Source organism: Neorhizobium sp. CSC1952 (assembly GCF_030378245.1).
Taxonomy (GTDB): domain Bacteria; phylum Pseudomonadota; class Alphaproteobacteria; order Rhizobiales; family Rhizobiaceae; genus Neorhizobium; species Neorhizobium oryzae_A.
The window spans coordinates 1,734,331-1,758,398 of the sequence record NZ_CP128416.1; the positions used below are offsets into that span (position 1 = coordinate 1,734,331).

Consider the following 24,068-nt stretch of genomic DNA (forward strand, 5'->3'; position numbering starts at 1 on the left):
CCCGGCAAGGAAGCGGGCGACATGTAACGCCCACTACTCCCATCAAGGAGATTTTTTGGATGAGTGCTCCCGTCTGGTTCAGCGAGCAGGAGGTAACCCGGCTGCTTCAGCCGGCTGCGCTCATCGCGCGTCTGGAGGCTGCATTCAAGGATGCGGACGCTGGCCTTTTGACCGAGCCGAGGCCGCTGCGCATCGATGCCCATGAGCATGGCGCGAATTACGTGGCTTTTCCGGCCTACTGGCCCGCGGCGGGCATCGCCACGACGAAGGTTCTGTCGGGTGTGCTCGGCAATCCCGCCAGGGGATTGCCCAAGATCGATGCTGTCATCATCGTCATGGACGCAGTGACAGGACGCATCCGAGCAATGATGGACGGGCGGCGCATCACGGCTTTGCGCACCGCCGCAACCACGGCGCTGGCCTGCCGGACGCTCGGCATCAAGCCGAACGGCGTGCTTGGCCTGACCGGTACCGGCGTGCAGATGCGGGCGCATGCCGAGACGATGGCTTGCGTCGCCGAATGGGAAACCATTCTAATCGCCTCGGCCAATGAAGACATGGAGCGTGCCTGCGGCGCATCTGCGGCAATTTCCGCGCTTCTGGGAAGACCTGTTCAGGCGGTATCGCGGTCCGAATTGCTTCGCCGTTCAGACACGATCGTCCTGACCAGCATGTCGGACGTTCCTCTTGTCCGCTCTGAGGACGTCAAACCCGATGCGATCGTAGCGTCGGTCGGACCTTTTCATCCCGGCAGCACGGAAATCGACCCTGCCTTGGTTCGCATGGCCACGGCCGTCATGTCGGACATGCCGAAGCGGCTGCAGGACCAGTGGTCTGCCGCAAGCGCGGAACTCGGCGGACATTTTGATCGTCTCGTGGATATGCAAGCTGCGATAGCCGACGGCGGTTCCCCAGCACACCAAGGCATACGCGTTTTCCTGTCGGATGGTCGGCCCATCGAGGATCTTGCGGCGGCCTCTCTGGTTCTCGAGGCCGCCGAAGCAAATGGTGTCAAGGGAATGGAGCTTGGCTGATCAGAGCGAAGCCAGGCCGCCCAACGTCTGTGCTATGACCTGGCGGCTGCGCATCAGGACGAGTTCCTTCCAATCCTGCGTGCCGGGATGATAAAAATGCTTGAGTGCATTCTTGATCTTCAGCGTTTCCTCCGACGACCAATCCACCTTGCCATAGGCATGCAGCCAATGTTCGTCGCGAAGCGCCTCGGCGCCGGTTTCCGGATCGAACGTGCCGTATTCCAGGGCAATGAATGTCAGCTTCTCATCGCCGATCTTGCGCGCCCAGGCATATTGCGTCAGGCCGGCAATGACCACCGAAGACGACTTGCCGAGCATGGGCTCGCCGAGGCTGGTGCCGTACCAGGCGCGGCAGCGAGCCTGGCCGCTCGTGCCCGGCGAATGGCCGGCGATCGGCTCGCCATAGCCGAAGGAGCCGAGACCCGTGTGGTAGTCGATGACGGCGACGCTCTTGCGCTCAGGCAGCCGGAAATCATCGCAAATCTTGTTGATCGTCTGCAGTGCCCAGGTCGGGCCGGTGCCGCCGTAGAAATAACCTTCGGGATGCGTGTACTGGCCGCTGCTGCGCGCAACCGAAAAAGCCTTGGCGCCGTGTTTCGTGCGATAGGCTTCCAACGCCTCCTTGGCTGCTTTCAGCGTTGCCTCGTCCCTCGTTCTGGGAAGAAAGGCATCGGCCAGCTCGGAATATCCCTCGTTCGCCGGCAGCCCATTTTCGAACGGGATGCAGTTACGGTTGAGGTCGACGCCCTCTTCCGTCGTGCGGCGCAGCCAGGCGAAGCCATAGGGATTGATCGCATGGACGAGAAGCACGGCCGTATCGGGCTGGTCCGGACCAGCCCGGCCGGTCGCCATCCAGTCCATCTGAGCACCGGAACCGCAAAAGCCTTCGACCCCGTGCGTGGCCGAAACGAGGACCATCACCTTGGCGGCGTCTTCGGGGCCGAACCAGGCGCAATCGGTGGCGAGCGCTTCGCCATAGGGGCCGGAATTGGGATTCTCATAAAGAGAGAGCTTGCCGCCCGCTGCAGCGGCGCGTTCCCGGAAAAGGGCACGCGCTCCCTTGTAATCATCGGAAAAGCACGCGTCGACGTCCATTTGAATTCCAGCAATCATTTCCGCCACCCTGGCTCAATTCAATCATAAAAGCGGCCGGACTGGCCGCCCATTTTGATATATCACGTAATATTTTTATGCAATGATGCTTGTGCGGGCCCCTTGCATTTTCCTCGCCGTTACCGAGAAGGCGTACAGGCGACCGCGACGGTCATTCCGGCGGAGCCGACGATGCGGCGATATTTGTAGACCTTCGGGAGATAGACGGCCTGTCCGGGGCGGAACTCCCATTCGCGCTCTTCAAGGAGATCGACGTGGCGCGCCCAGCCACTCAGGCAGAACAGCACGGTATCGTGCAGGCCGTCGCCTTCGACGAGCGAATCCAGATCAGGCAGGTAAGTCGTCAGGTGGAAGGAGAGCGGCGCACCGTTCTTCGCCTCGGTAATCAGCCGGTAGCTGTATTCCTTGTCCGGATAAAGCCAGACCTTTTCGACGTCCTCTTGGCGGACCCATTGAATCTTCTGCGACATGAAACCCTCTCTGTTCAGATACCCATCGGGTGAAGGATGTTCTTCAGGAAACGCTGCGCCCGTTCGGACTGCGTGTTCTTGAAAAAGCTCTCGGGCGTGCCTGTCTCGACGATCCTGCCCTGATCCATGAACAGGACCTTGCTACCGACATGGCGCGCGAAACCCATCTCATGCGTGACGCAGACCATGGTCATGCCCGCCTTCGCGAGGTTCACCATGACGTCGAGAACTTCGCCTATCATTTCCGGATCGAGCGCCGAGGTCGGCTCGTCGAACAGCATGACCTTGGGATCCATCGCCAGGCCGCGGGCGATCGCAACCCGCTGCTGCTGTCCGCCGGAGAGCATTTTCGGGTATTTCGCCGAATGCTCCAGAAGGCCGACCCGGTCGAGCAGCATCCGCGCCCGTTCGCGCGCTTCGGCAGTGCTGCGCCCCAGCACGCGCCGCTGGGCAAGCATCACGTTGCCCTCGACGGTCAGATGCGGGAAGAGCTCGAACTGCTGGAAGACCATGCCGACCCGCGAGCGCAGCTTGGTAAGGTTTACCTGGGGATCGCCCACGGACACGCCATCGACGACGATCCGGCCCTCGTCAAACCCCTCCAGGCCGTTCAGGCACTTGATGAGCGTCGATTTTCCGGAACCGGACGGGCCGCAGATGACCACGACCTCGCTGTTCTTCACCTCGAAGCTGCAATCCTGGAGAACCCGGAAGTGGCCGTAATGCTTGCCGACCTTTTCGGCGGAAATGACCGGATCAACGCTGTTCGGCATTTTCCAACCTCGCTTCCTCTTCGAAACCCCGACCGAAACGACGCTCCAGCCAGTTCTGGACGAGTGACCAGGCGGAGGTCATGACGAGATAGTAGATCGATGCGACGACGAAGAGTTCCAGCGTCAGGAACCGCTCCTGAATGAGGAGGTTGGTCCGGCGCAAGAGCTCTTCCATGGAGATCGCCGAGGTGAGCGATGTCGTCTTGAGCAGCCCGTTGACGCTGTTGCCGAGCATCGGCAACATGACGCGCGTCGCCTGCGGAAGGATGACGTCGCGCATCGCCTGGAACTTCGTGAGGCCGAGTGCGGTGGCCGCGTTGCGCTGGCCTATGCCGACGGACTGCACCGCGCCCCGGATGATTTCCGAGAGATAGGCAGCCTCGTTCAGCGCGAGGCCCAGCAAGGCGCAGGTCACGACCTCGAATTTGATGCCGATCTGCGGCAGGCCGGTATAGATGATGACGAGTTGGACGAGCAGCGGCGTGCCGCGCATCAGCCAGACATAGAAGCAGGCGACCTTCTCGAGCCAGCCTATGCCGCTCATCCGGGCCGCGGCCACAACGCCCCCCAGCATAAGCCCGAGCAGCGCCGAGACGACGGTCAGCCAGATCGTGGTCCAGGCCCCGTAAAGCAGAAAGGGGCTGAACAGATATTCGAAGAAGGCGGACCAGCTCCAAACCGTCATCTGAACGTTCTCCGGAAATCGGCGAGCGGCGCAGCCCTGGCCCGCCACCCAATCTTTTGTCGGATGGCTGGCCTTGTCAGATACCGGGGCCCTTCACGTCGAACGGTCCATCCCAGATGCTCTTCCCGTATTTGTCGAAGATCGCCTGGTAGCTTCCGTCCGCCTTCATCTTCGTCAGCGTGTCGGCAACCGCCTGGGCGAAGTCCTTGTTGCGGAATGCCAGCGCGACCGGCGACGGATAGAGGCCCTTCAGCGCTACCTGGGAAATGCCGCGATCGGCATATTCCTTGGCGACGGCTTCGATGGTGAAGTTCGCATCCACCTGCCCGGCCTTCAGCGCCTGGTAGTCGATATTGGTGTCGTTGAAGATGGCGATCTTGATCGCCGGCAGGCCTTTCGCCTGCAGCTCCTGATCGAGCTGCTTGAGCTTGTTTTCCTCATAGCCGCCGATATCGACGCCGATCGTCTTGCCCGCGAGATCCTCGACGGTCTTGAACTTGGAAGCGTCTCCCGGGCGTGTCGAAACGGCGATCGCCTGGTTTTCGTAGCGCACCATGTAGATGATCTTGATACGGGCGTCGGTGAAGAAGACACCGGTGTTGATCATGTCCCAGCGGCCCGCCTGCAGGCCCGGAATCATCGTGCCGAAATCATCGACGCGGATCTTTTTCTGCTTCAGGCACAACCTTTCAAGGATGGCGTCGCCCACCTCGACGCGCATGCCTTTCAGTTCGCCGGACTTGGGATCGACATATTGCATGGGCGGGGAGACGGGGTTGATCGAAACGACAGCCTCGCCGGGAGTGAGAAGGCTGGAATCGGCGACCTTGATCGGGCAGTCAACTGCCGCGGCCGTCGTCGTATAACCGATGAAAAGGGAGATGAATGCTGCGGAGAATGCACTTCCTGTACGAGCGAGAGACATGGCGGAGGCCCTTCCAGTCGAGGAATTTACGCCAATAAATATCAGCAGATATTTTTTTGTTGTCCAACGAAAAATATCATTTTATGAATATTCTGCTGCGCCGCAGCGAAGCGTTTGGTAACATTGGAAGTGCCGCCGCCCGCGCTGCCAAGGGTTTAGCAGCCGCCGAGCGTAGTGGCGCATTCCTGCGTAGCCGTTCAGGCCGCGGCCGCATCAGCTTTCGCGACGCCGACATTATTGGCATTGTGACATCGCCATCACTCCCGCCACAAGACCTTGACCGCCAGCGTGGCGGCCGAAGTACGTTTTTCCACGGCGAGCTTGTTGAAGATCTGCTCCATGTGCTTGTTCACGGTGCGAGGCGACATGTCGAGGATGTCGGCGATCTCCTTGTTCGACTTGCCGTGCGCGACCCAGAGCAGCACCTCGGCCTCGCGCAGCGTCAGGCCGAAGGCCCTGACGAGCTGTTCCTCGTCGGTGCCGCGGTGACGGTCGACGAGCCTCAGCAGGATTTCCCCGTCCCGGCTATGCGACAACAGCCGGAACTCGACATCCTGGGAATGGCGCGAGTAGCGCAATGCCTGCGGCAATGGTGGTCCGTCCTGGGGTTGCGGTTCACTCAGCCAGCCGGCCACCTCCCACGGCAGGTAGGCACCGGCGTCGGGCCGTACCCCGACCCGCAGGAGCAGTTCGCTGGCTTGTGGCGTCGACCAGCGGATGCGGCCGTTGCCGTCGCAGGCGACGATCCAGCGTCCGGTGGAATCGAGCGCATTGCGGGCTGACCGGGCGCGTCTGGCATTGCCGAGATGCACCCGCATCCGGGCGAAGAGCTGGTCGAGCAGGATCGGCTTGCTGACGAAATCGACGCCCCCCGAAGCCAGCGCCTTCACCACGTGTTCACTCTCGTTGTATCCGGTCATGAAGATGATCGGCAGGTCTTCGAACCCCCGCGCGGCCTTGAGGATCTGGCAGGTCTCGAATCCGTCCATGCCCGGCATGATCGCATCCATCAGGACGATATCGGGGACTGTCGTGTTGGCAAGCGTGATAGCCTGCCTGCCGCTGCTGGAGACAACCACGTCCATGCCCTCGAGGCTCAGCGCGTCGGAGAGCATGGCGAGCGCGTCGGGGGAGTCGTCGACGATCAGGACTTTGCTGCAATCGGATGTCTCAGGCATTGTTCTTGGTCTCCTCGATCACGGCGAGGAAATCGCGCAGGCGATAACTCGTGGCCAGATGACGCATGTGTCTGCAGAACCGCACCGTTTCCGGCGCGGAGACTTCGAGATCGTTCAGCATGGCCTCGATCGAGCGGACAAAACCCGTCTGGCCGAGGGTGCGCAACTGCCGCAGCTTCTGCCTGTCCGGCAGTTCCGCATCCAGGAAGCGCGGCGGCACCTCGACCTCCTCCGGCCGGCCATCGTCATAGGTCCAGCTCAGCGGAACGAGCGCTGCCAGTCGTTCGAAGAGCTCCTCGAAGCCGAAGGGCTTGATCAGGTAGGAATCGTAGAGGTCCGCGTACTCGGGCCTGGTCCGCTCGGTGCCGGCATCGGCGGACAGGATGAGGATCGGCAGGTCGCGGCCGAGGCGCTGCCGAATCCGCCGGGCCACTTCCCAGCCGGACATCGTCGACATGGCGATATCGAGGATGACGATGTCGGGGCGATGAAGCGCCAGTTGCGACAGGCAGGCAGGTCCATCGGTCACGGTGATGACCGAGAAGCCCATCGGCACCAGGACGTCCTCCATCAGCGCCCGCTGGGCCGGGTCATCGTCGGCGATCAGCACCGTCCGGCGCGGCCCTTCATAACCGGTGATGGCGAGCGCCAGTCCCGCCATGTCGTCCGGCTTGGCCGCCGAAGACAGCATGAGCCGGATGGTGAAATGCGTACCCTTCCCGGGCGTGCTTTTCAGGATGAGCTCACCGCCCATGATCTCCACCAGCAGTTTGGTGATCGTCAGGCCAAGGCCGGTGCCGGGCGGACTGATGTGTCCGACCGCAACCTCGGCACGCTCGAAAGGGAGAAAGATCCGCTCGATATCGCTCGCCTTTATCCCGACGCCGGTATCCTCGATCTCGAAGGTCGCCACCTGCCCGCGATAGGACAGGCTGAAGCAAACTCTGCCTGCATGGGTAAACTTGATGGCGTTGGAGAGCAGGTTGATGAGCACCTGGCGCAGCCGCTTCTCGTCGGTATAGACATAGTCGGGCATGGTCGAGGTCGAGCGGAATTCGAAGCTGATGCCCTTGGCCTGCGCCTGCAGGCTGAACATGTCCACGATCTGATCGAGGAAAGGGCCGAGCGCGATCTTGTGGCGGTAGATCTCCAGCTTTCCGGCCTCGATCTTGGAAATGTCGAGCAGGCCCTCGATCATGTCGGCCAGATGCTCGCCGCTTCGCTTGATGGTACGCGCGGCATTATGGACATAGCCGGGCATGTTCTTCTGCCGCTCCAGCAACTGGGCATAGCCGAGAATGGCGCTCAGCGGCGTGCGCAGCTCGTGGCTGAGGCCCACCACATACTTGCTCTTCGCGACGTTGGCGGACTCGGCCGCCTCCTTGGCCTTCTGCAGCAGCCTGTCGGTCTCCTCGTGCGCCTTGATCTCGTCCATGAGCAGGCGCGTGTGACGGCGCGATTCCTCCTCGGCGAATTTCCGGCTTTCCTGGGCCAGCACGAAAAGCCAGACGATGATGCCGGAGATGATGAAGACGATGATGAACAGTTTCCACAGCACCGCCGAGATCGGCCCGGCCGGCAGTGACCGGTCGATCGTACTCTGGAAATAGATCAGCCAGAATAGCGCTCCGATCAGTAGCGTGACCATCGTCAGGATGGCGGCATAACGCATCAGCCGGCCCTCCACCCAAACCGCAAAACGGACCGGCAGCAGGGCGGCGGCGGCGCTGCGTGCCTGGTCCATGAGCCGGGCATCGGTCTTGCAGAGATCACCGCAGCGGGCATCGAGCGAGCAGCAGAGCGAGCAGATCGGCCCGGAATAGACCGGGCAGCCGGCCATGTCCTCGCGGTCGAAGCTGTGCTCGCAGATACAACATTGGATCATCGGCTGATTGGCCCAGTCAGCCTTGGTTTCCCGGGCTATATAGTAGCGACCGCGCGTGGCGGCCGCGATCAGCGGTGCCAACACGAAGGCCGAGGCAAGCGCCACGTAGATGTAGACCTGGGCCAGGAAAGTGCCGAAGAAACCGAGATAGGCGAGAAGGCCGGCGAGATCGGCGATGCACATGGCACCGAAGCCTGCCGGATTGATGTCGTAGAGGTGGGCGCGCTTGAACTCGATGGTGGCCGGCGACAGGCCCATCGGCTTGCTGACCACGAGATCGGCGACGATCGCCGCCATCCAGGACACGGCGACGATGGCGTAAAGGCCGAGCGTCTGCTCGAGTGCCTTGTAGACGCCGAATTCCATCAGCAGCAGGCCGAGCAGCACGTTGAACACCAGCCACACGACGCGGCCCGGATGGCTGTGGGTCAGGCGCGAGAAGAAGTTGGACCAGGCGATCGAACCGGCATAGCTGTTGGTAATGTTGATCTTGACCTGGCAGACCACGACGAAGATGCCGGTCAGCCCCAGGGCCAGTTCCGGCGAGGCAAGCATCTCGCGAAAGACGCTCAGATACATCTGGGTAGGGTCGGCGGCATCGGCGTAGCCGACCCCGTGCTGAAAGGCGTAGAAGGCCAGGAAGGAACCCGCGAGAATTTTCAGGCCGCCGATCAGGATCCAGCCGGGGCCGGCGAACATCAGCGCCGCCCACCAACGCAGCCGGTTCTTTCGGTCCTGGCGCGGCAGGAAACGCAGGAAGTCCACCTGTTCCCCGATCTGCGCGACCAGCGAGAACAGGACCGCGGAGGCCGCGCCGAAATGGGCGAGGTCGGCGGAGCCGTCCGGCTGGCCCCACAGGCCGGTATAGCCGGTCCACTGGCGCACCGAGACGTGGCTCTGCGCCGCGATGAAGATGAAGGGTGCGAGCTGGAGCACGATCCAGAAGGGCTGGGTCCACGCCTGAAAACGGCTGATGAAGGTCACTCCGTGCGTCACCAGCGGGATGATCATCAGTGCGCTGGCGATATAGCCGATCGACAGCGGCAGGCCGGTGCAGAGTTCCAGCGCGGTCGCCACGATCGCCGCCTCGATGGCGAAGAAGATGAAGGTGAAGGTAGCATAGATCAGTGAAGTGATCGTCGACCCGATATAGCCGAAACCTGCGCCGCGGGTGAGGAGATCGATGTCCACGCCGAACTTGGCGGCGTTGTAGGCAATCGGTATCCCCATCAGGAAGATGATCGTGCAACTGACGAGGATTGCCGCGACCGCGTTGGGGAAGCCGTAGTTGAGCGTAATCGATCCGCCGATCGCCTCCAGCGCCAGGAAAGAAATTGCGCCGATCGCGGTGTTGGCGATGCGGCCGCTGGAGAAACGACGCACGCGATAGGCGGTGAAGCGCAGCGCATAGTCTTCCAGGGTCTGGTTGGCGACCCACTTGTTGTAAGTCCGGCGATTTCTCGGGATCCTCTCCGCTGTGGTCACGACAGGTCACTCCGCCGGGTTGCAGGCCCGTCCGCCGTATGAGGCGCGTCCCGAATTTGCTGCAACTGCGAAGCAAGAAACGTTCCAGCCGCGTCGCCGCGCGGCGAAAGTGGCCGAAACCATTTGCCGCCGACCGTCATATCCGGATCCGGACCGCCCTCTTTTTTCAATAAATTCCGTCCCCCGATGGCTTCAACCCGTCATCTGGCCCGATGCTAGGGGGAAAATGGGCAAGGACAAATACGTCAAACGCTCCATTGTTGCGTTGCAGCACCGCCGCGACACTCGCGTCAGTTGGCCGGACCGAGCCAGCACCTTCCGAACCCAAGCGAAATGAGGCTCTGCCATGAAGGACGAACCATCGAAAAGACTGATGCCCGTGACCCGCAGGACGCTGCTGGCCGGCATTGCCGCAATGCCTTTCCTCACCACGGGCGTCGCGCCGGTTATGGCCGCCGACTATCCGACCGCCGCCGTCAACACGACCGGGCTCGCCGTCACCGACGATACCGTCAAGGTCGGCATCCTGCATTCCGTCACCGGCACGATGGCGATCAGCGAGACCGGTTCGGTCCAGGCGGAGAAACTGGCAATCGAGCAGATCAACGCCATGGGCGGCGTGCTCGGCCGCAAGATCGAATTCATCCAGGAAGATGGCGCTTCCGATTGGCCGACCTTTGCCGAAAAGGCCAAGAAACTGCTCGCTCAGGACAAGACGGCGGCCGTCTTCGGTTGCTGGACGTCCGCCTCGCGCAAGGCCGTGCTGCCGGTCTTCGAACAGTATAACGGCATGCTCTACTACCCGACTTTCTACGAAGGCCTCGAGGAGAGCCCGAATGTGATCTACACCGGCCAGGAAGCGACCCAGCAGATTCTCGCCGGCATCGACTGGGTGGTGAAGGAAAAGGGCGCCAAGTCCTTCTATCTGCTCGGTTCCGACTATATCTGGCCACGCACCTCCAACAAGATCGCCCGCAAACATATCGAGAAACTCGGCCTCGAGGTCGTCGGCGAGGAATATTATCCGCTCGGCCACACCCAGTTCAATTCGGTGATCAACAAGATCAAGCTGAAGAAGCCGGACGTGATCTATGCGATCGTGGTCGGCGGCTCGAATGTCGCCTTCTACAAGCAGCTGAAGGCCGCCGGCATCGACCTGTCCAAGGAAAAGCCGCTTCTCCTGACGATCTCGGTGACCGAGGACGAAATCCTCGGCATCGGCGGCGAGAACATGGCCGGCGCCTATGCGATGATGAAGTACTTCCAGAGCCTGGAGAACGACAACAACAAGCAGTTCGTCGCCGAGTTCAAGAAGATGTGGGGCGACAATATCGTCATCGGCGACGTCACCCAGGCGGCCTATCTCGGCCCTTGGCTGTGGAAGGCCGCCGTCGAGAAGGCTGGTTCCTTCGATATCGACAAGGTCAAGGCCGCGTCGCCGGGCATCGAACTGACCACGGCACCGGAAGGCTACGTCAAGATCCACGAGAACCATCACCTCTGGTCAAAAGCACGCGTGGGCCATGCCCAGCTCGATGGCCAGTACAAGGTGGTCTACGAGACGACCGACCTGATGGAACCGAACCCCTTCCCCGAAGGCTATCAATAAGCTTCGCCAGGCGCCGCCCCGCCTGCCCGGCCGGGCGGCGCCCCTTTCCTTCCATCCTCAATTGCGAACGGCGAGGCCGCGATGATTGGCGACTATACCTTTGGCGAGTTCACTTCGATTTTGGCCATGCAGGGCTTCGCAGGCCTCAGCCTGTTTTCCGTCTTCGTGCTGATGGCGCTAGGTCTTGCGATCATCTTCGGCCAGATGGGCGTCATCAACATGGCCCATGGCGAATTCATGATCCTCGGTGCCTATGTGACCTATCTCTGCTCCCATCTGGTGACCGAATATGCGCCGGTATTGTTTCCGGCCTACTTCTTCGCGGCCATGACGCTCGCCTTCTGCGCCTCTTTCGGCCTGGGCGTGCTGGTCGAATGGGGTCTGATCCGGCATCTTTATCGTCGGCCGCTCGATACCTTGCTTGCCACCTGGGGCCTGTCGCTGATCCTGCAGCAGGTCTACCGCTCGGTCTTCGGCGCCCGCGAAGTGGGCGTCACCCTGCCGGACTGGATGATGGGCTCGGTCGCGCTGACCGACATGATCGAAATCCCGATCAACGGCCTGTTCGTCATGGGTCTGACCGTCCTGATCGCCTTCGCCGTCTATCTGATGATGGCGCGCTCCACCTTCGGTAAGCAGGTGCGCGCCGTGCTGCAGAACCGGGTGATGGCCGGCGCCGTCGGCATCGACACCAAGCGCGTCGACCGTATGACCTTCGGGCTTGGCTGCGGCATCGCCGGGATCGCCGGTTCCGCCTTCACCATGATCGGCTCGACCGGGCCGACCGCCGGCCAGCTCTATATCGTCGACACCTTCCTGGTGGTCGTCTTCGGCGGCGCCGGCAGCCTGATCGGCACGATCGCCTCCGCCTTCACCATCTCCCAGGCCCAGTCGGCGATGGAATTCTTCATGAGCGGCTCCATGGCCAAGGTACTCACGCTGCTCACCGTCGTCGGCATCCTGATGCTGCGCCCGCAAGGCCTGTTCACGTTCAATATCCGCCGCTGAGGAATACCGAACCATGACCTCCGAGACTTTCCTGTTCAAGCAACGCGAATGGGTGGCGCTCGCCATCCTGGCCGCCCTGATCCTCCTCGTCCTGCCCGCCACCGTCGATATCTTCCGGCTCAACCTGGTCGGCAAATACCTGACCTATGCCTTCGTCGCGCTCGGCCTCGTGCTCTGCTGGGGCCTTGGCGGTATCCTGAGCCTCGGCCAGGGCATCTTCTTCGGCCTCGGCGGCTACTGCATGGCGATGTTCCTGAAGCTGGAGGCCTCGACCCCCGAGGCGACGAAGATCCAGTCGACGCCCGGCATTCCTGATTTCATGGACTGGAACCAGGTAACCGAACTGCCCTTCTGGTGGCAGCCGTTCCATTCCTTCGGCTTCACGCTGATCGCAATCATCGCGGTGCCGACCGCGTTTGCCTATGTCATCGGTGCAGCGATGTTCAAGCGGCGGGTCGGCGGCGTCTATTTCGCCATCATCACCCAGGCGGTGGCCGCCATCCTCACCATCCTGATCATCGGTCAGCAGGGCTATACCGGCGGCGTCAACGGCATCACCGACCTGCGCACGCTGCTTGGCTGGGACATCCGAACCGACGACGCCAAATTCGTGCTCTATTTCGTCAATGCGGTGCTGTTGATAGGCTGCCTGGTTCTCGCCCAGTTCGTCCGCGTGTCGAAATTCGGTCGGTTGCTGGTTGCGATGCGCGATCGCGAGGACCGCGTGCGCTTCTCCGGCTACGACGTGTCGAACTTCAAGATCTTCGTCTTCTGCCTGGCGGCGGCCTTCTCGGCCGTCGGCGGGGCGATGTTCACCCTGCAGGTGGGCTTCATGTCACCCTCCTTCGTCGGGATCGTGCCGTCGATCGAAATGGTGATCTTCTGCGCGGTCGGCGGGCGCCTGTCGCTGTTCGGCGCGGTCTACGGCGCGCTGCTCGTCAACTTCGCCAAGACCTCGTTTTCCGAGAGCTTCCCCGAACTCTGGCTGTTTGCCATGGGCGGGCTGTTCATCGCCGTGGTCATGGCCTTCCCCTTCGGCCTTGCCGGGGTCATCCGCGAGCATGTCGAGCCGGCGCTGTTGAAATTCACCCGGAGCGTGGCGCTGCTGCGCCCCGGCGCCGCGGCTGCACCATCCTCCTCGAAGTGAAAGGCCAAGGCGATGGACCCGTATGCACCTGCCGACTTCCTCCTGAGTGTCGAAAGCCTCACCGTTTCCTTCGACGGCTTCAAGGCGGTCAACGACCTTTCCTTCTATGTCGATGAGAATGAGATCCGCGTGATCATCGGCCCGAACGGCGCCGGCAAGACCACCGTGCTCGATCTGATCTGCGGCCGCACCAGACCGACCGAGGGCTCGATCCGCTTCAGGGGCCAGGAACTGACCGGCATGCGGGAGCACGAGATTGTGCATGCAGGCGTCGGCCGCAAATTCCAGAGCCCGTCGATCTACGAGGACCTGACGGTGTTCGAGAACCTCGAACTCTCCTTCCCACGGGGCCGCAACGTGTTCGGCGCGCTGTTCTTCCGCCGCGACGCCGAGGTGCGCGACCGCGTTGAGGAGATCGCCGAGATGATCTTCCTCAAGGACCACCTGAACACCGAGGCGGCAATCCTCAGTCACGGGCAGAAGCAATGGCTGGAGATCGGCATGCTTCTGATCCAGAGCCCCAAGCTCTTGATGTTGGACGAGCCGGTCGCCGGCATGAGCATCGCCGAGCGCAGGAAGACCGCGGAACTCCTGAACACCATCATCCGCAACCAGTCCGTGATCGTCATCGAGCACGACATGAAATTCGTCGAGGACATCGCCCACCGGGTCACGGTGCTGCACCAGGGACGGGTGCTCTCGGAGGGGTCGATGGAGCGCGTCAAGAACGACCCGAAGGTCGTTGAAGTCTATCTCGGCCATTAGGAGGACGCCATGCTCGCAGTCGAAAACCTTCACGTCGCCTATGGCCAGAGCGAGGTCATCCATGGCCTCGACCTCACCATCGCGCCCGGCGAAATCGTCGCCATCATGGGCCGCAACGGCATGGGCAAGACCACGCTGATGAAGTCGCTGATCGGCATCGTGCCGTCCAGCCGAGGCACGATCCGCATCGCCGACCGGCCGATCGAGACACTCGAAAGCTACCAGCGCGTCGGCGCGGGCCTCGCCTATGTGCCGCAGGGCCGCATGATCTTCTCGGCCATGACCGTCAGGGAGAATATCGAGACCGGTCTCACCGTGACGGGTGAAACCACCGTGCCGGACCAAATCTACGAACTGTTCCCGGTGCTGCTGGAAATGAAGGGGCGGCGCGGCGGCAACCTCTCCGGCGGCCAGCAGCAGCAGCTGGCGATCGCCCGGGCGCTCGCCTCCCGGCCGAAAGTGCTGATCCTCGACGAACCGACGGAAGGCATCCAGCCGTCGATCATCAAGGAGATGGCGCGCACGCTCCGCCGCATCCGCGACGAGATGGGCCTTTCGATCCTTGTTTCCGAACAGGTGCTGAGCTTCGCCCTCGACATGGCCGACCGGGTGCTCGTCATCGAAAAGGGCCAGATCGTCCACGAGTCTCCGCGCGCCGGCATCGACGAGGAGAAGGTCTCCGCCTTCCTTTCCGTCTGACCACATTCCGCCACCCGATACATTCACGAAGCAAGGAAGGACAACGGCATGCCCGATACCCTCATCAAGGTGGACTTAAGCGAATCCGCCTACAGCAACGAGAAGATTCACAATCGCTGGCATCCCGACATTCCGATGGCCTGCTGGGTCGAACCCGGCGACGACTTCCGGGTCGAGACCTATGACTGGACCGGCGGCCAGATCAAGAACGACGACGATGCCTCCGACGTGCGCGACGTCGATCTCTCGCAGGTCCACTTCCTGTCCGGCCCGATCGGCGTGAAAGGTGCCGAGCCCGGCGACCTCTTGGTGGTCGACATCCTCGACATCGGCGCCTTCGACAACAGCCTGTGGGGTTTCAACGGCTTCTTCTCCAAGAAGAACGGCGGCGGCTTCCTGACCGAGCATTTCCCGGAAGCGCAGAAGTCGATCTGGGACTTCCACGGCATGTTCACCTCCTCGCGCCACGTGCCGGGCGTCAAATATGCTGGCCTCATCCATCCCGGCCTGATCGGCTGCCTGCCGGACCGCAAAATGCTGGACCTGTGGAACAGCCGCGAAAAGGCGCTGTTCGACACCGATCCCACACGCATACCGGCGCTTGCCACCCTGCCGGACGGCGGCCCGACCGCGCATATGGGCGCTCTCAAGGGCGAGGCCCGCGACAGGGCGGCCGCCGAGGGCGCCCGTACGGTCCCGCCGCGCGAGCATGGCGGCAATTGCGACATCAAGGACCTGTCGCGCGGCTCGAAGATCTATTTCCCGGTCTATGTCGACGGCGCCGGTCTTTCCATGGGCGACCTGCATTTCAGCCAGGGCGACGGCGAGATCACCTTCTGCGGCGCCATCGAGATGGCGGGCTGGCTGCATATCAAGGTGTCGCTGATCAAGGGCGGCATGGCCAAATACGGGATCAGGAACCCGATCTTCCGACCCTCGCCGATCACGCCGAAATACGACGACTACCTGATCTTCGAGGGCATCTCGGTCGACGAGGGCGGCAAGCAGCATTATCTCGACGTGCACATTGCCTACCGCCAGGCCTGCCTCAACGCCATCGAGTATATGACCAAGTTCGGCTACACCCGCGCCCAGGCCTATGCCATCCTCGGCACGGCGCCGGTCCAGGGCCATATATCCGGCGTCGTCGACATCCCGAACGCCTGCGCGACGCTGTGGCTGCCGCTCGACATCTTCGAATTCGACATGAAGCCCGGCGCCGACGGTCCGAAGATATTCCTTGACGGCAAGGCCGACGTGCCGCTCGCCCCCGATCTTTGATCATACGAGGCAATCGGGGCGGCGATGTCGCCGCCCTGATTTGCGCATCTCGACGACCCGGAGCCAGCCATGCCCTATTACGACTATTCCTGCGACGCCTGCGGCCCCTTCACCGAATTGCGCCCCATGGCGCGCTCGGCCGAACCTTGCGACTGCCCGACCTGCGGCACGCCGGCACCGCGCGCCTTCTTCACCGCGCCCTTCTTCGCCACGATGGAAACGGGCGCACGGGTGGCGCATCAGACCAACGAGAAGGCGGCGCACGAGCCCAAAACCTCGAAAAGCCTCGGTCACGCCCCCGGATGCGGCTGCTGTAGCGGCAAGGCCAAATCGAAGGCGGTCTATCGCGCCGACGGCGCCAAGACCTTCCCTTCGGGGCGGCCGTGGATGATCAGCCATTGAGCGAGCCTCTCGACTGACGCACGCGAACGGGCCGAGAGCATCCCTGCATCGATATTAAACGGGGAGCGCGGTATGTCCTTTCATCATGTGCAACGCAGCAACGATTGTCCCTTGCAATGTTTATAAAAATGTCTATCACTAAACATATTGCTAAACATGAAAGTTGAGGAGTTCATGTAGGCATTCTCTGACATTGGTGGACTTGCGTGTCGGCGGGGAGCCGGCCTTTGGTTCTGGGAGGAACTCATGCAGAAAACATTGAAAGCCCTTCTCGGGCTGGCCTCGGCGTCTACCATGTCGCTGGCGTTGCCCACTATTGCAAAAGCCGATCAATTAACGCTGTGCTGGGCCGCCTGGGATCCTGCAAACGCACTCGTCGAGCTGTCGAAAGACTTCACCGCCAAGACCGGTACGGAGATGAAATTCGAGTTTGTCCCGTGGACGAGCTACGCGGATCGCTTCCTCAACGAGTTGAACTCACACGGAAAGCTCTGCGATCTGATCATCGGCGACAGCCAGTGGATCGGCGGATCGGCGGAAAACGGCCACTACGTCAAACTCAACGACTTCTTCGACAAGGAAGGCATCAAGATGGATGACTTCGTGCCGGCGACGGTCGTTGGCTATTCCGAATGGCCGAAGAATACGCCGAACTACTGGGCGCTGCCTGCCATGGGCGACGTGGTTGGCTGGACCTATCGCAAGGATTGGTTCGAGCGGCCGGAACTGCAGAAGGAATTCAAGGAGAAGTACGGTCGGGAACTCGCGGCCCCCAAGACCTACGACGAGCTGAAGCAGATTGCCGAATTCTTCCAAAAGCGCCAGATCGACGGCAAGACCGTCTATGGCGCTTCGATCTACACCGAGCGCGGCTCTGAAGGCATCACGATGGGCGTGACGAACGTCCTCTACAACTGGGGCTTCCAGTACGACAACCCGGACAAGCCCTATGAAATGGATGGCTTCGTCAATTCACCCGATGCAGTGAAGGGTCTGGAATTCTATAAGGCACTCTATGATTGCTGCACGCCGCCCGGCAGCTCCAACGTTTACATGGTGGAGTCCGCGGACGCCTTCAAATCCGGCCAGGTCGCGATGCAGATGAACTTTGCCTTCACCTGGCCGGGCCTCCACAAGGACGAGAAGGTCGGCGGCGACAGGATCGGTTTCTTCCCCAATCCGGCTGAAAAGAAGCACTTCGCGCAGCTTGGCGGACAGGGAATCTCGGTCGTCTCCTATTCCGACAAGAAGGACGCCGCTCTTCAGTACATCAAGTGGTTCGCCCAACCTGAGGTCCAGGCCAAATGGTGGCAACTCGGAGGCTATTCCTGCCTGAAATCGGTCGTGAACGCTCCGGACTTTGCTTCCAGCCAGCCCTATGCCCAGGCATTCCTGGACTCGATGGCGATCGTGAAGGATTTCTGGGCCGAGCCGAGCTACGCAATCCTTCTCCAGGATATGCAGAAGCGTGTCCATAACTATGTCGTGGCCGGCAACGGCACGGCGCAGGAGGCGCTCGATGGCCTTGTGAAGGATTGGACCGAGGTCTTCAAGGACGACGGCAAGATCTAGTGCCCGACTGGAGGCGCAGCATCCTTGCCGGAATGGCGGCCCGGATCGCCAAGACTACCGGGCCGCCACGTGTCGCACACACGCAAAGACCAGGTGATATCTTGAACATTTCCTCTTCCTCCATGGTCGAAAAGGCAGCGGACGCAACCGCAAGAGCGACGCCCACATCGGTCGCTCACCGTGTCCGCGGTCTGTCGGATCGAGCGATCGCCTGGCTGTTTATCGCCCCGACCATCACCCTTCTTCTTGCCATCAACATCTTCCCGCTCATCTGGGCGATTTATCTCTCATTCACGAACTATCGCGCCAACCGCCCAAATGCGCCGGTCCAGAACGTCGGATTGAGCAACTACGAGCGCGTTCTGACCGACCCTGATATCTGGCAGGCCATGCAGGCGACAGCCCACTTCGTGTTTTGGACGATCCTGCTGCAGACGGTGATCGGCTTTACGCTCGCTTATCTTATCGACCGGAAGTTTCGCGGCCACGCGTTCTGGACGACACTGATCCTGATCCCGATGATGCTGTCTCCGGCCGTCGTCGGCAACTTCTGGCGCTTCCTTTATGAACCCCAGATCGGTCTCTTCGCCTACGCCGTTTCCCTCGTCACCGGCATCCCGACCGCCGACATCCAGATGCTCGGCAACGTCTCGCTGGCGCCCTGGGCGATCATCATCGTCGATACCTGGATGTGGACGCCGTACGTCATGCTGATCTGCCTGGCGGGTTTGCGCTCCATCCCCGACTACATCTATGAGGCTGCGGAGGTCGACCGCGCCTCCGCATGGCGGCAATTCTGGTCGATCACCGTGCCGATGGCGCTGCCGTTCATCATGCTCGCCGTGCTCTTCCGCGGCATCGAGAATTTCAAGATGTTCGACATGGTCACGCTGCTGACGGGAGGCGGTCCGGGTTCGATCACCGAGGTCGCCTCCATCACCCTGAAACGTGCCGCCTTTGAGAGCTGGGCTACCGGAAGGGCGTCGGCCTTTGCCATCGTCCTCTTCGTTGCCGTGTTCGGCCTCGCGAACATTTACGTCAAAGCGCTCAACAAGGTGAAGCAACGATGAGCTCCGTCACCTCAGCCCACTCGGTCGTCGAGCCGAGCCCCACCAGCAAGCGCATCGCCGGCGCCATCGTGATGCTCTACGCTTTGATCACCCTGATCCCGCTCGCCTGGATCTTCCTGACCAGCATCAAGTCCCCACCGGATTCCATCAGCTATCCTCCGAAGGTCGTCTTCACGCCGACGCTTGAAGGCTATTGTAACCTTCTGACGACCAGAACGCGGCAGACGCCGGAATATATCGCCTCCCTGCCGGCACCGACTGGCACCTGTGATGAGGTGACCCGCAAGCGGAACATGGTGATTGCAGGCCCCTCGAATTTCCTGCCGCGCTTTGCGAATTCCCTGGTGATTGCCTTCGGCTCGACGTTCCTGGCCGTCTCGCTGGGAACGCTGGCCGCCTACGGCTTCTCCCGCTTTAGGGTACCGCTTGCCGACGATCTTTTGTTCTTTATCCTGTCGACGCGCATGATGCCGCCCATCGCGGTCGCCATCCCGATTTATCTCATGTACCGCGAGCTTGGTCTTTCCGACACGGCACTCGGCATGATTCTGCTTTACACCGCAGTCAATGTCTCGCTTGCGGTCTGGCTGCTCAAGGGTTTCATCGACGAGATCCCGCGGGAATACGAGGAGGCGGCGATGATCGATGGCTACACCCGGCTGCAGGCCTTCTGGAAAGTCGTCCTGCCACAGGCGACGACCGGGATCGCGGCCACCGCGATCTTCTGCCTGATCTTTGCCTGGAACGAATATGCCTTCGCAGCATTGCTGACTTCGGGTGAAGCCCAGACGGCGCCCCCCTTCATTCCAACGATCATCGGCGAAGGCGGTCAGGACTGGCCAGCCGTCGCTGCGGGAACGACGATCTTCCTGATCCCGATCCTCGTCTTCACCATTCTCCTGCGCAAGCAGCTCTTGCGTGGCATCACCTTCGGAGCGGTCCGCAAATGACGCATCTCGTTGAAACACCGCGGCCATCCCGTCCGAAGCGCCCCTTCTTCCTGCGCCGCGGCCCGATGGAGAACATCGCGACCACGCTGATTGCGATCGGCTTCCTCATGCTGTTCCAGCCATTCCTGCTGGTACTCTACACCTACTCGCTGGTGACGCTGCTTGCCGGCACGGCCATGTTCATCATCGTCTCGAAGTTTCCGGAGTGAGCCATGGCAGACATCAGGATAGAAAACCTCCGCAAGCAATTCGGCAGCTTCGTCGCGGTCGAGGATTCGAGCTTCACCATCCATGACGGCGAGTTCCTGGCACTGCTGGGCCCCTCCGGCTGTGGCAAGACGACGACGCTTCGAATGATCGCCGGACTCGAACTGCCGACCAGCGGCAAGATTTACCTCGACGGCGAAGACGTCACCTTCAACCGCGCCAGCGCCCGCGACATTGCCTTCGTCTTCCAGCTTTTTGCTCTCTATCCGCATATGAACGTGCGCAAGAACATCGGTTTTCCGCTCCTCTCGCAAGGGATGCCGAAGGCGGAGATCCGAAAACGTGTCGAGGAAACCGCGCGACTGCTGCAGATCGGTCATATCCTGAACCGATCCGTCTCCGGACTTGCCGGCGGCGATCGCCAACGCGTGGCTCTCGGCCGCGCGATCGTGCGCCGCCCGAAGTGCTTCCTGATGGATGAGCCCCTTGGCACGCTCGACGCAGAATTCCGCGAAGTGATGGTCCACGAGCTGCGCGAACTGCATAATCGCATCCATGCAACGACGGTCTACGTGACGCACGATCAGCACGAGGCCATGGCAATGGCCGACAAGATCGCTGTCATGAACCATGGTGTCATCGAGCAATTCGGCACGCCGCAGGAAATCTACAGCAAGCCGGCCACCATGTATGTCGCGGATTTCATCGGGTCGCCGCCGATGAATTTCATGCGCTTCATCTCCGGCCTCCAGAGGGGGGCACGATCAGTCTCGCTTGAAGGCGTCGACGTCAGCGTTCCGATGGTGCACCAGGACCTGGCCGAAACCGAGTTGGCGCTTGGCGTCAGGCCGGAACATATCCGCTTCAGCGATGCCTCGCCGTTGCGGGGCGCGGTCTACGGCAGCGAATATCTCGGAACCAATCAGGTCGTGGCAATCGAGACATCGAGCGGGGTTATCAAAGCCCGCGTTCCCGCAAATCGCAACTTCCGCATCGGCGAGACGGTTGGTCTTGAGTTCAATCCAGCCAAGCTCTCGCTGTTCGACTGCAAGTCGGGTCGCGCCGTTGCTTCGGCACTCTATTCGGAGGTTGGCCATGGCTGATGTTGTTCTCAAGAACCTTAGCAAGCGTTTCGGCGATACGCAGGCTCTGGCTGATTTGGACCTCTCGATCCGAGACGGTGAGTTCGTCGTGCTCCTTGGGCCAACCGGCGCCGGCAAGACAACCACGCTGCGCCTCATTGCGGGCTTGGAACGCCCCGACGGCGGACGCATCGAAATCGGCGGACGCAATGTCGCGGGCGAAGCTCCGGCCGACAGGGACGTCGCCTTCGTCTTCCAGCAATATTCGCTCTATCCGCACATGACGGTCTACGACAATCTCGCCTTTCCACTGCGAGCGCCGGTGCGCAAGCTCGCAAACGATGAGGTCGACCGCCGCGTCAGGGAAATTGCGCGCATGGTCAGGATCGACCACAAGCTGGAGAACCGTTCGACACGTCTGTCGGGTGGCGAAATGCAGCGCGTTGCGATCGGCAGGGCGCTGGTGCGCCGTCCCGCTATCTATCTTATGGACGAGCCGCTCTCTTCGCTCGACGCCAAGCTGCGTGCGGAGCTTCGTCTGGAACTGAAGCGTATCCAGAAGGAACTCGGTTCGACCCTGCTCTACGTAACCCATGACCAGGTCGAAGCCATGACGATGGCGGATCGGATCGGCATCGTTGCTGAAGGACGGTTGCTGCAAGTCGGAACGCCCCGCGAAATCTATGGCGATCCGGCCAGTCTTCATGTCGCGGCACGCCTTGGCCAGCCGCACATCAACCTCTTGCCGACCGATCTTCTTCCCGGCGCCAATCCGCCGCCTGGAACCAAGACGATCGGGGCGCGAACCGAGCATCTCGATATCGTGCTCGATCAGAACGCCAATGCCCAAATAGACTGGATCGAGCACCTGGGGGACCAGAACCACCTGCACATCAGGGTACGCGACCACAAGCTGGTCACGCTTGCCGATCCATATTTTGCGATCCGGCCGGGTGATCGAATCAGCCTGACGCTGCGCGATCCGCTCTATTTCGATGCCAGCGGCCAGCGCCTCGGATAAAACGGAACGACACGGACAACAGTGGCATAAACGACGGGCCTCACTCCATGAAACACTTCTTCAATCGCCGGGAAACCATCGTCACCGAAGCCTTGGATGGCCTGCTCCTGACGAGCGGCCCTTCCCGACTGGCCCGTCTGGATACCTTTCCCGACATCAAGGTGATCCTCCGTGCGGACTGGGACAAGTCCAGGGTTGCACTCATCTCCGGCGGTGGTGCCGGACACGAGCCCTCGCATGCAGGCTTCGTCGGCAAGGGCATGCTCACAGCAGCGGTGTCCGGCGAAATCTTTGCCTCGCCCAGTGTCGATGCGGTGCTGACGGCAATCCGCGCCGTAACAGGGCCCAAGGGTGCATTGCTCATCGTCAAGAACTACACGGGCGACCGTCTGAACTTCGGCCTTGCCGCCGAGAAGGCGCGTGCCGAAGGCTTCCACGTCGAAATGGCGATTGTCGCCGACGACATCGCCATCCCCGGAATCAACCAGCCTCGCGGCGTTGCCGGTACGCTCTTCGTGCACAAGATCGCCGGCTACCACGCCGAGGCCGGCGCCGATCTCAAGACAGTCGCTGCGCAGGCCGCCGCCGCCGCAGGCGACATCGCCTCGCTTGGCATGTCACTGTCGACCTGCAGTGTGCCGGGTCTGGTGCATGAGGATCGGCTTGGCACCAACGAGGGAGAACTCGGTCTCGGGATCCACGGCGAGCCAGGGGTCGAGCGCATCGTCCTGCAGCCGGTTGCCGATTTTGTCGCCACCATGGCCGAGCGGCTGGCCGCCAAACTGGATAGTTCGCACGACCATGCGTTGCTGATCAACAACCTCGGCGCCGTACCGCCACTTGAGATGAGTGTGATAGCCAATGCCGTGCTGTCGTCTCCCCTCAGCCGCTGCGTGCGGCTTGTCATCGGGCCGGCGCCGATGATGACCGCGCTTAACATGAACGGCTTCTCGCTGTCGCTGATCCGCCTGGACGCTAGCCGTGAAGCCGCGCTGACGGCTGCCGTTGGACCACATGCCTGGCCGCCCGCGATCGAGCGGCATGAGATCGCCGTCATTCCCGCCCCTCAAAGAGCGCTTGCACAGAAAGAGGCGACCCTGGCCAGCGACAACCGGCAGAACCGTCGTCTCCTGACGACACTTTGCGAGCATCTGATTTCCCTCGAAGAAGAACTGAATCGCTTGGATAGCCGCGTCGGTGACGGCGATACCGGTTCTACGGTCGCGACGGGCGCCCGCAGCATTCTTTTGCGCATGGACACTCTGCCGCTGGAGGACCCCGCCGCCACGATGGCCTCGATCGGCGAGATCCTGAGCACGAGCATGGGCGGCTCCAGCGGCGTGCTTCTCTCTATCTTCTTCACCGCCGCATCCAAGGCGATGGCCGAAAAGAAAGATATCGCTGCTGCCCTGCTTGCAGGGCTTGATCGGATGACGTTCTATGGAGGGGCGGGTGTCGGCGACCGCACAATGGTCGATGCGCTCGCTCCGGCGCTTGCCGCTCTGGCAGCAGGGGGCGTCGCGGCCGCGGCAAGGGCAGCAGCAGCGGGGGCAGAGTCGACAAAGGCGATGCGGAAGGCAAAGGCAGGACGGGCCTCCTATGTCGGCGAGAGGGATCTGGAAGGAGTGCCTGATCCGGGCGCCGTAGCCGTTGCAGGTGTATTCGAAATGGTGGCATCGCTGGTATGAGCGAGCGCCGGGAGGATTT

The 24,068-nt window shown here is 61.6% G+C and carries 22 protein-coding genes; 15 read left to right on the plus strand and 7 right to left on the minus strand.

Translation table 11 applies throughout. From position 1 onward, the window contains the following. Window positions 1-59: 59 nt before the first annotated feature. Complete coding sequence (locus QTA58_RS08760; protein WP_289672477.1) at window positions 60-1,034, plus strand: hypothetical protein; 975 nt, start codon at window positions 60-62, stop codon at window positions 1,032-1,034. Here QTA58_RS08760 and QTA58_RS08765 read toward each other — a convergent pair whose 3' ends face one another. The 7 genes from QTA58_RS08765 to QTA58_RS08795 form a co-directional block, all read right to left on the minus strand. Continuing rightward, a complete protein-coding gene (locus tag QTA58_RS08765) occupies window positions 1,035-2,129 on the minus strand; it encodes a M14 family metallopeptidase (protein ID WP_289672478.1) in 1,095 nt (364 codons plus the stop codon). Window positions 2,130-2,266: 137 nt separating this feature from the next. Then, complete coding sequence (locus QTA58_RS08770; RefSeq protein WP_289672479.1) at window positions 2,267-2,617, minus strand: hypothetical protein; 351 nt, start codon at window positions 2,615-2,617, stop codon at window positions 2,267-2,269. 14 nt (window positions 2,618-2,631) lie between these two features. Then, entirely contained in the window at window positions 2,632-3,390 is a 759-nt protein-coding gene (locus tag QTA58_RS08775) for an amino acid ABC transporter ATP-binding protein (protein ID WP_289672480.1), read from the minus strand. After that, window positions 3,374-4,075, minus strand: coding sequence for an amino acid ABC transporter permease (locus tag QTA58_RS08780; RefSeq protein WP_289672481.1), 702 nt, complete (start codon window positions 4,073-4,075; stop codon window positions 3,374-3,376). The genes QTA58_RS08775 and QTA58_RS08780 overlap by 17 nt, the downstream gene beginning before the upstream one ends. A gap of 76 nt (window positions 4,076-4,151) precedes the next feature. Next, a complete protein-coding gene (locus tag QTA58_RS08785) occupies window positions 4,152-5,000 on the minus strand; it encodes a transporter substrate-binding domain-containing protein (protein ID WP_085421653.1) in 849 nt (282 codons plus the stop codon). Between the two features lie 257 nt (window positions 5,001-5,257). After that, the gene (locus QTA58_RS08790) at window positions 5,258-6,178 is read right to left on the minus strand and encodes a DNA-binding response regulator (RefSeq protein ID WP_289672482.1); all 921 of its coding nucleotides are present in this window, start codon (window positions 6,176-6,178) and stop codon (window positions 5,258-5,260) included. Then, window positions 6,171-9,548: an ATP-binding protein gene (locus tag QTA58_RS08795; protein ID WP_289672483.1), complete on the minus strand. Its 3,378-nt coding sequence runs from the start codon at window positions 9,546-9,548 to the stop codon at window positions 6,171-6,173. Before QTA58_RS08795 ends, QTA58_RS08790 begins: the two co-directional genes overlap by 8 nt. A 346-nt stretch (window positions 9,549-9,894) precedes the next feature. Between QTA58_RS08795 and urtA the strand changes: the two genes are divergently transcribed. From urtA to QTA58_RS08865, 14 genes are all read left to right on the plus strand, one after another. Continuing rightward, window positions 9,895-11,157, plus strand: coding sequence for an urea ABC transporter substrate-binding protein (urtA, locus tag QTA58_RS08800; protein ID WP_289672484.1), 1,263 nt, complete (start codon window positions 9,895-9,897; stop codon window positions 11,155-11,157). A gap of 81 nt (window positions 11,158-11,238) precedes the next feature. Beyond that, entirely contained in the window at window positions 11,239-12,165 is a 927-nt protein-coding gene (gene urtB, locus QTA58_RS08805; RefSeq protein ID WP_289672485.1) for an urea ABC transporter permease subunit UrtB, read from the plus strand. Window positions 12,166-12,178: 13 nt separating this feature from the next. Beyond that, a complete protein-coding gene (gene urtC / locus QTA58_RS08810; protein WP_289672486.1) occupies window positions 12,179-13,312 on the plus strand; it encodes an urea ABC transporter permease subunit UrtC in 1,134 nt (377 codons plus the stop codon). Window positions 13,313-13,324: 12 nt separating this feature from the next. Then, complete coding sequence (gene urtD, locus QTA58_RS08815) at window positions 13,325-14,077, plus strand: urea ABC transporter ATP-binding protein UrtD (RefSeq protein ID WP_289672487.1); 753 nt, start codon at window positions 13,325-13,327, stop codon at window positions 14,075-14,077. Window positions 14,078-14,086: 9 nt separating this feature from the next. After that, window positions 14,087-14,776 carry an urea ABC transporter ATP-binding subunit UrtE gene (gene urtE, locus QTA58_RS08820; protein ID WP_085419898.1) on the plus strand — a complete coding sequence of 230 codons (690 nt, stop codon included), beginning with the start codon at window positions 14,087-14,089 and terminating at the stop codon, window positions 14,774-14,776. A gap of 48 nt (window positions 14,777-14,824) precedes the next feature. Further along, window positions 14,825-16,057 carry a formamidase gene (gene fmdA, locus QTA58_RS08825; RefSeq protein WP_289672488.1) on the plus strand — a complete coding sequence of 411 codons (1,233 nt, stop codon included), beginning with the start codon at window positions 14,825-14,827 and terminating at the stop codon, window positions 16,055-16,057. Window positions 16,058-16,126: 69 nt separating this feature from the next. Next, window positions 16,127-16,459 (plus strand): zinc ribbon domain-containing protein, encoded by a 333-nt coding sequence (locus tag QTA58_RS08830; RefSeq protein ID WP_085419900.1) that lies wholly within the window; start codon window positions 16,127-16,129, stop codon window positions 16,457-16,459. A 246-nt stretch (window positions 16,460-16,705) separates the two neighbouring features. Beyond that, window positions 16,706-18,031, plus strand: coding sequence for an ABC transporter substrate-binding protein (locus tag QTA58_RS08835; RefSeq protein ID WP_289672489.1), 1,326 nt, complete (start codon window positions 16,706-16,708; stop codon window positions 18,029-18,031). Between the two features lie 101 nt (window positions 18,032-18,132). Then, window positions 18,133-19,101, plus strand: coding sequence for a sugar ABC transporter permease (locus tag QTA58_RS08840; RefSeq protein WP_085419902.1), 969 nt, complete (start codon window positions 18,133-18,135; stop codon window positions 19,099-19,101). Next, window positions 19,098-20,051 (plus strand): carbohydrate ABC transporter permease, encoded by a 954-nt coding sequence (locus QTA58_RS08845; RefSeq protein ID WP_289672490.1) that lies wholly within the window; start codon window positions 19,098-19,100, stop codon window positions 20,049-20,051. The genes QTA58_RS08840 and QTA58_RS08845 overlap by 4 nt, the downstream gene beginning before the upstream one ends. Continuing rightward, a complete protein-coding gene (locus tag QTA58_RS08850; protein WP_085419904.1) occupies window positions 20,048-20,260 on the plus strand; it encodes a hypothetical protein in 213 nt (70 codons plus the stop codon). Before QTA58_RS08845 ends, QTA58_RS08850 begins: the two co-directional genes overlap by 4 nt. 3 nt (window positions 20,261-20,263) lie before the next feature. Beyond that, window positions 20,264-21,361: an ABC transporter ATP-binding protein gene (locus QTA58_RS08855; RefSeq protein ID WP_289672491.1), complete on the plus strand. Its 1,098-nt coding sequence runs from the start codon at window positions 20,264-20,266 to the stop codon at window positions 21,359-21,361. Further along, window positions 21,354-22,361, plus strand: a complete 1,008-nt coding sequence (locus QTA58_RS08860; RefSeq protein WP_085419906.1) for an ABC transporter ATP-binding protein — start codon at window positions 21,354-21,356, stop codon at window positions 22,359-22,361. The genes QTA58_RS08855 and QTA58_RS08860 overlap by 8 nt, the downstream gene beginning before the upstream one ends. 47 nt (window positions 22,362-22,408) lie before the next feature. Beyond that, window positions 22,409-24,049 (plus strand): dihydroxyacetone kinase subunit DhaK, encoded by a 1,641-nt coding sequence (locus QTA58_RS08865; protein WP_289672492.1) that lies wholly within the window; start codon window positions 22,409-22,411, stop codon window positions 24,047-24,049. Window positions 24,050-24,068 lie beyond the last annotated feature (19 nt).

What these genes read in the sequence shown, in the direction of transcription:
- QTA58_RS08760 (WP_289672477.1), top strand. Translation starts at nt 60, where the DNA reads ATGAGTGCTCCCGTCTGGTTCAGCGAGCAGGAGGTAACCCGGCTGCTT.
- QTA58_RS08765 (WP_289672478.1), bottom strand. Translation starts at nt 2,129, where the DNA reads ATGGACGTCGACGCGTGCTTTTCCGATGATTACAAGGGAGCGCGTGCC.
- QTA58_RS08770 (WP_289672479.1), bottom strand. Translation starts at nt 2,617, where the DNA reads ATGTCGCAGAAGATTCAATGGGTCCGCCAAGAGGACGTCGAAAAGGTC.
- QTA58_RS08775 (WP_289672480.1), bottom strand. Translation starts at nt 3,390, where the DNA reads ATGCCGAACAGCGTTGATCCGGTCATTTCCGCCGAAAAGGTCGGCAAG.
- QTA58_RS08780 (WP_289672481.1), bottom strand. Translation starts at nt 4,075, where the DNA reads ATGACGGTTTGGAGCTGGTCCGCCTTCTTCGAATATCTGTTCAGCCCC.
- QTA58_RS08785 (WP_085421653.1), bottom strand. Translation starts at nt 5,000, where the DNA reads ATGTCTCTCGCTCGTACAGGAAGTGCATTCTCCGCAGCATTCATCTCC.
- QTA58_RS08790 (WP_289672482.1), bottom strand. Translation starts at nt 6,178, where the DNA reads ATGCCTGAGACATCCGATTGCAGCAAAGTCCTGATCGTCGACGACTCC.
- urtA (WP_289672484.1), top strand. Translation starts at nt 9,895, where the DNA reads ATGAAGGACGAACCATCGAAAAGACTGATGCCCGTGACCCGCAGGACG.
- urtB (WP_289672485.1), top strand. Translation starts at nt 11,239, where the DNA reads ATGATTGGCGACTATACCTTTGGCGAGTTCACTTCGATTTTGGCCATG.
- urtC (WP_289672486.1), top strand. Translation starts at nt 12,179, where the DNA reads ATGACCTCCGAGACTTTCCTGTTCAAGCAACGCGAATGGGTGGCGCTC.
- urtD (WP_289672487.1), top strand. Translation starts at nt 13,325, where the DNA reads ATGGACCCGTATGCACCTGCCGACTTCCTCCTGAGTGTCGAAAGCCTC.
- urtE (WP_085419898.1), top strand. Translation starts at nt 14,087, where the DNA reads ATGCTCGCAGTCGAAAACCTTCACGTCGCCTATGGCCAGAGCGAGGTC.
- fmdA (WP_289672488.1), top strand. Translation starts at nt 14,825, where the DNA reads ATGCCCGATACCCTCATCAAGGTGGACTTAAGCGAATCCGCCTACAGC.
- QTA58_RS08830 (WP_085419900.1), top strand. Translation starts at nt 16,127, where the DNA reads ATGCCCTATTACGACTATTCCTGCGACGCCTGCGGCCCCTTCACCGAA.
- QTA58_RS08835 (WP_289672489.1), top strand. Translation starts at nt 16,706, where the DNA reads ATGCAGAAAACATTGAAAGCCCTTCTCGGGCTGGCCTCGGCGTCTACC.
- QTA58_RS08845 (WP_289672490.1), top strand. Translation starts at nt 19,098, where the DNA reads ATGAGCTCCGTCACCTCAGCCCACTCGGTCGTCGAGCCGAGCCCCACC.
- QTA58_RS08850 (WP_085419904.1), top strand. Translation starts at nt 20,048, where the DNA reads ATGACGCATCTCGTTGAAACACCGCGGCCATCCCGTCCGAAGCGCCCC.
- QTA58_RS08855 (WP_289672491.1), top strand. Translation starts at nt 20,264, where the DNA reads ATGGCAGACATCAGGATAGAAAACCTCCGCAAGCAATTCGGCAGCTTC.
- QTA58_RS08860 (WP_085419906.1), top strand. Translation starts at nt 21,354, where the DNA reads ATGGCTGATGTTGTTCTCAAGAACCTTAGCAAGCGTTTCGGCGATACG.
- QTA58_RS08865 (WP_289672492.1), top strand. Translation starts at nt 22,409, where the DNA reads ATGAAACACTTCTTCAATCGCCGGGAAACCATCGTCACCGAAGCCTTG.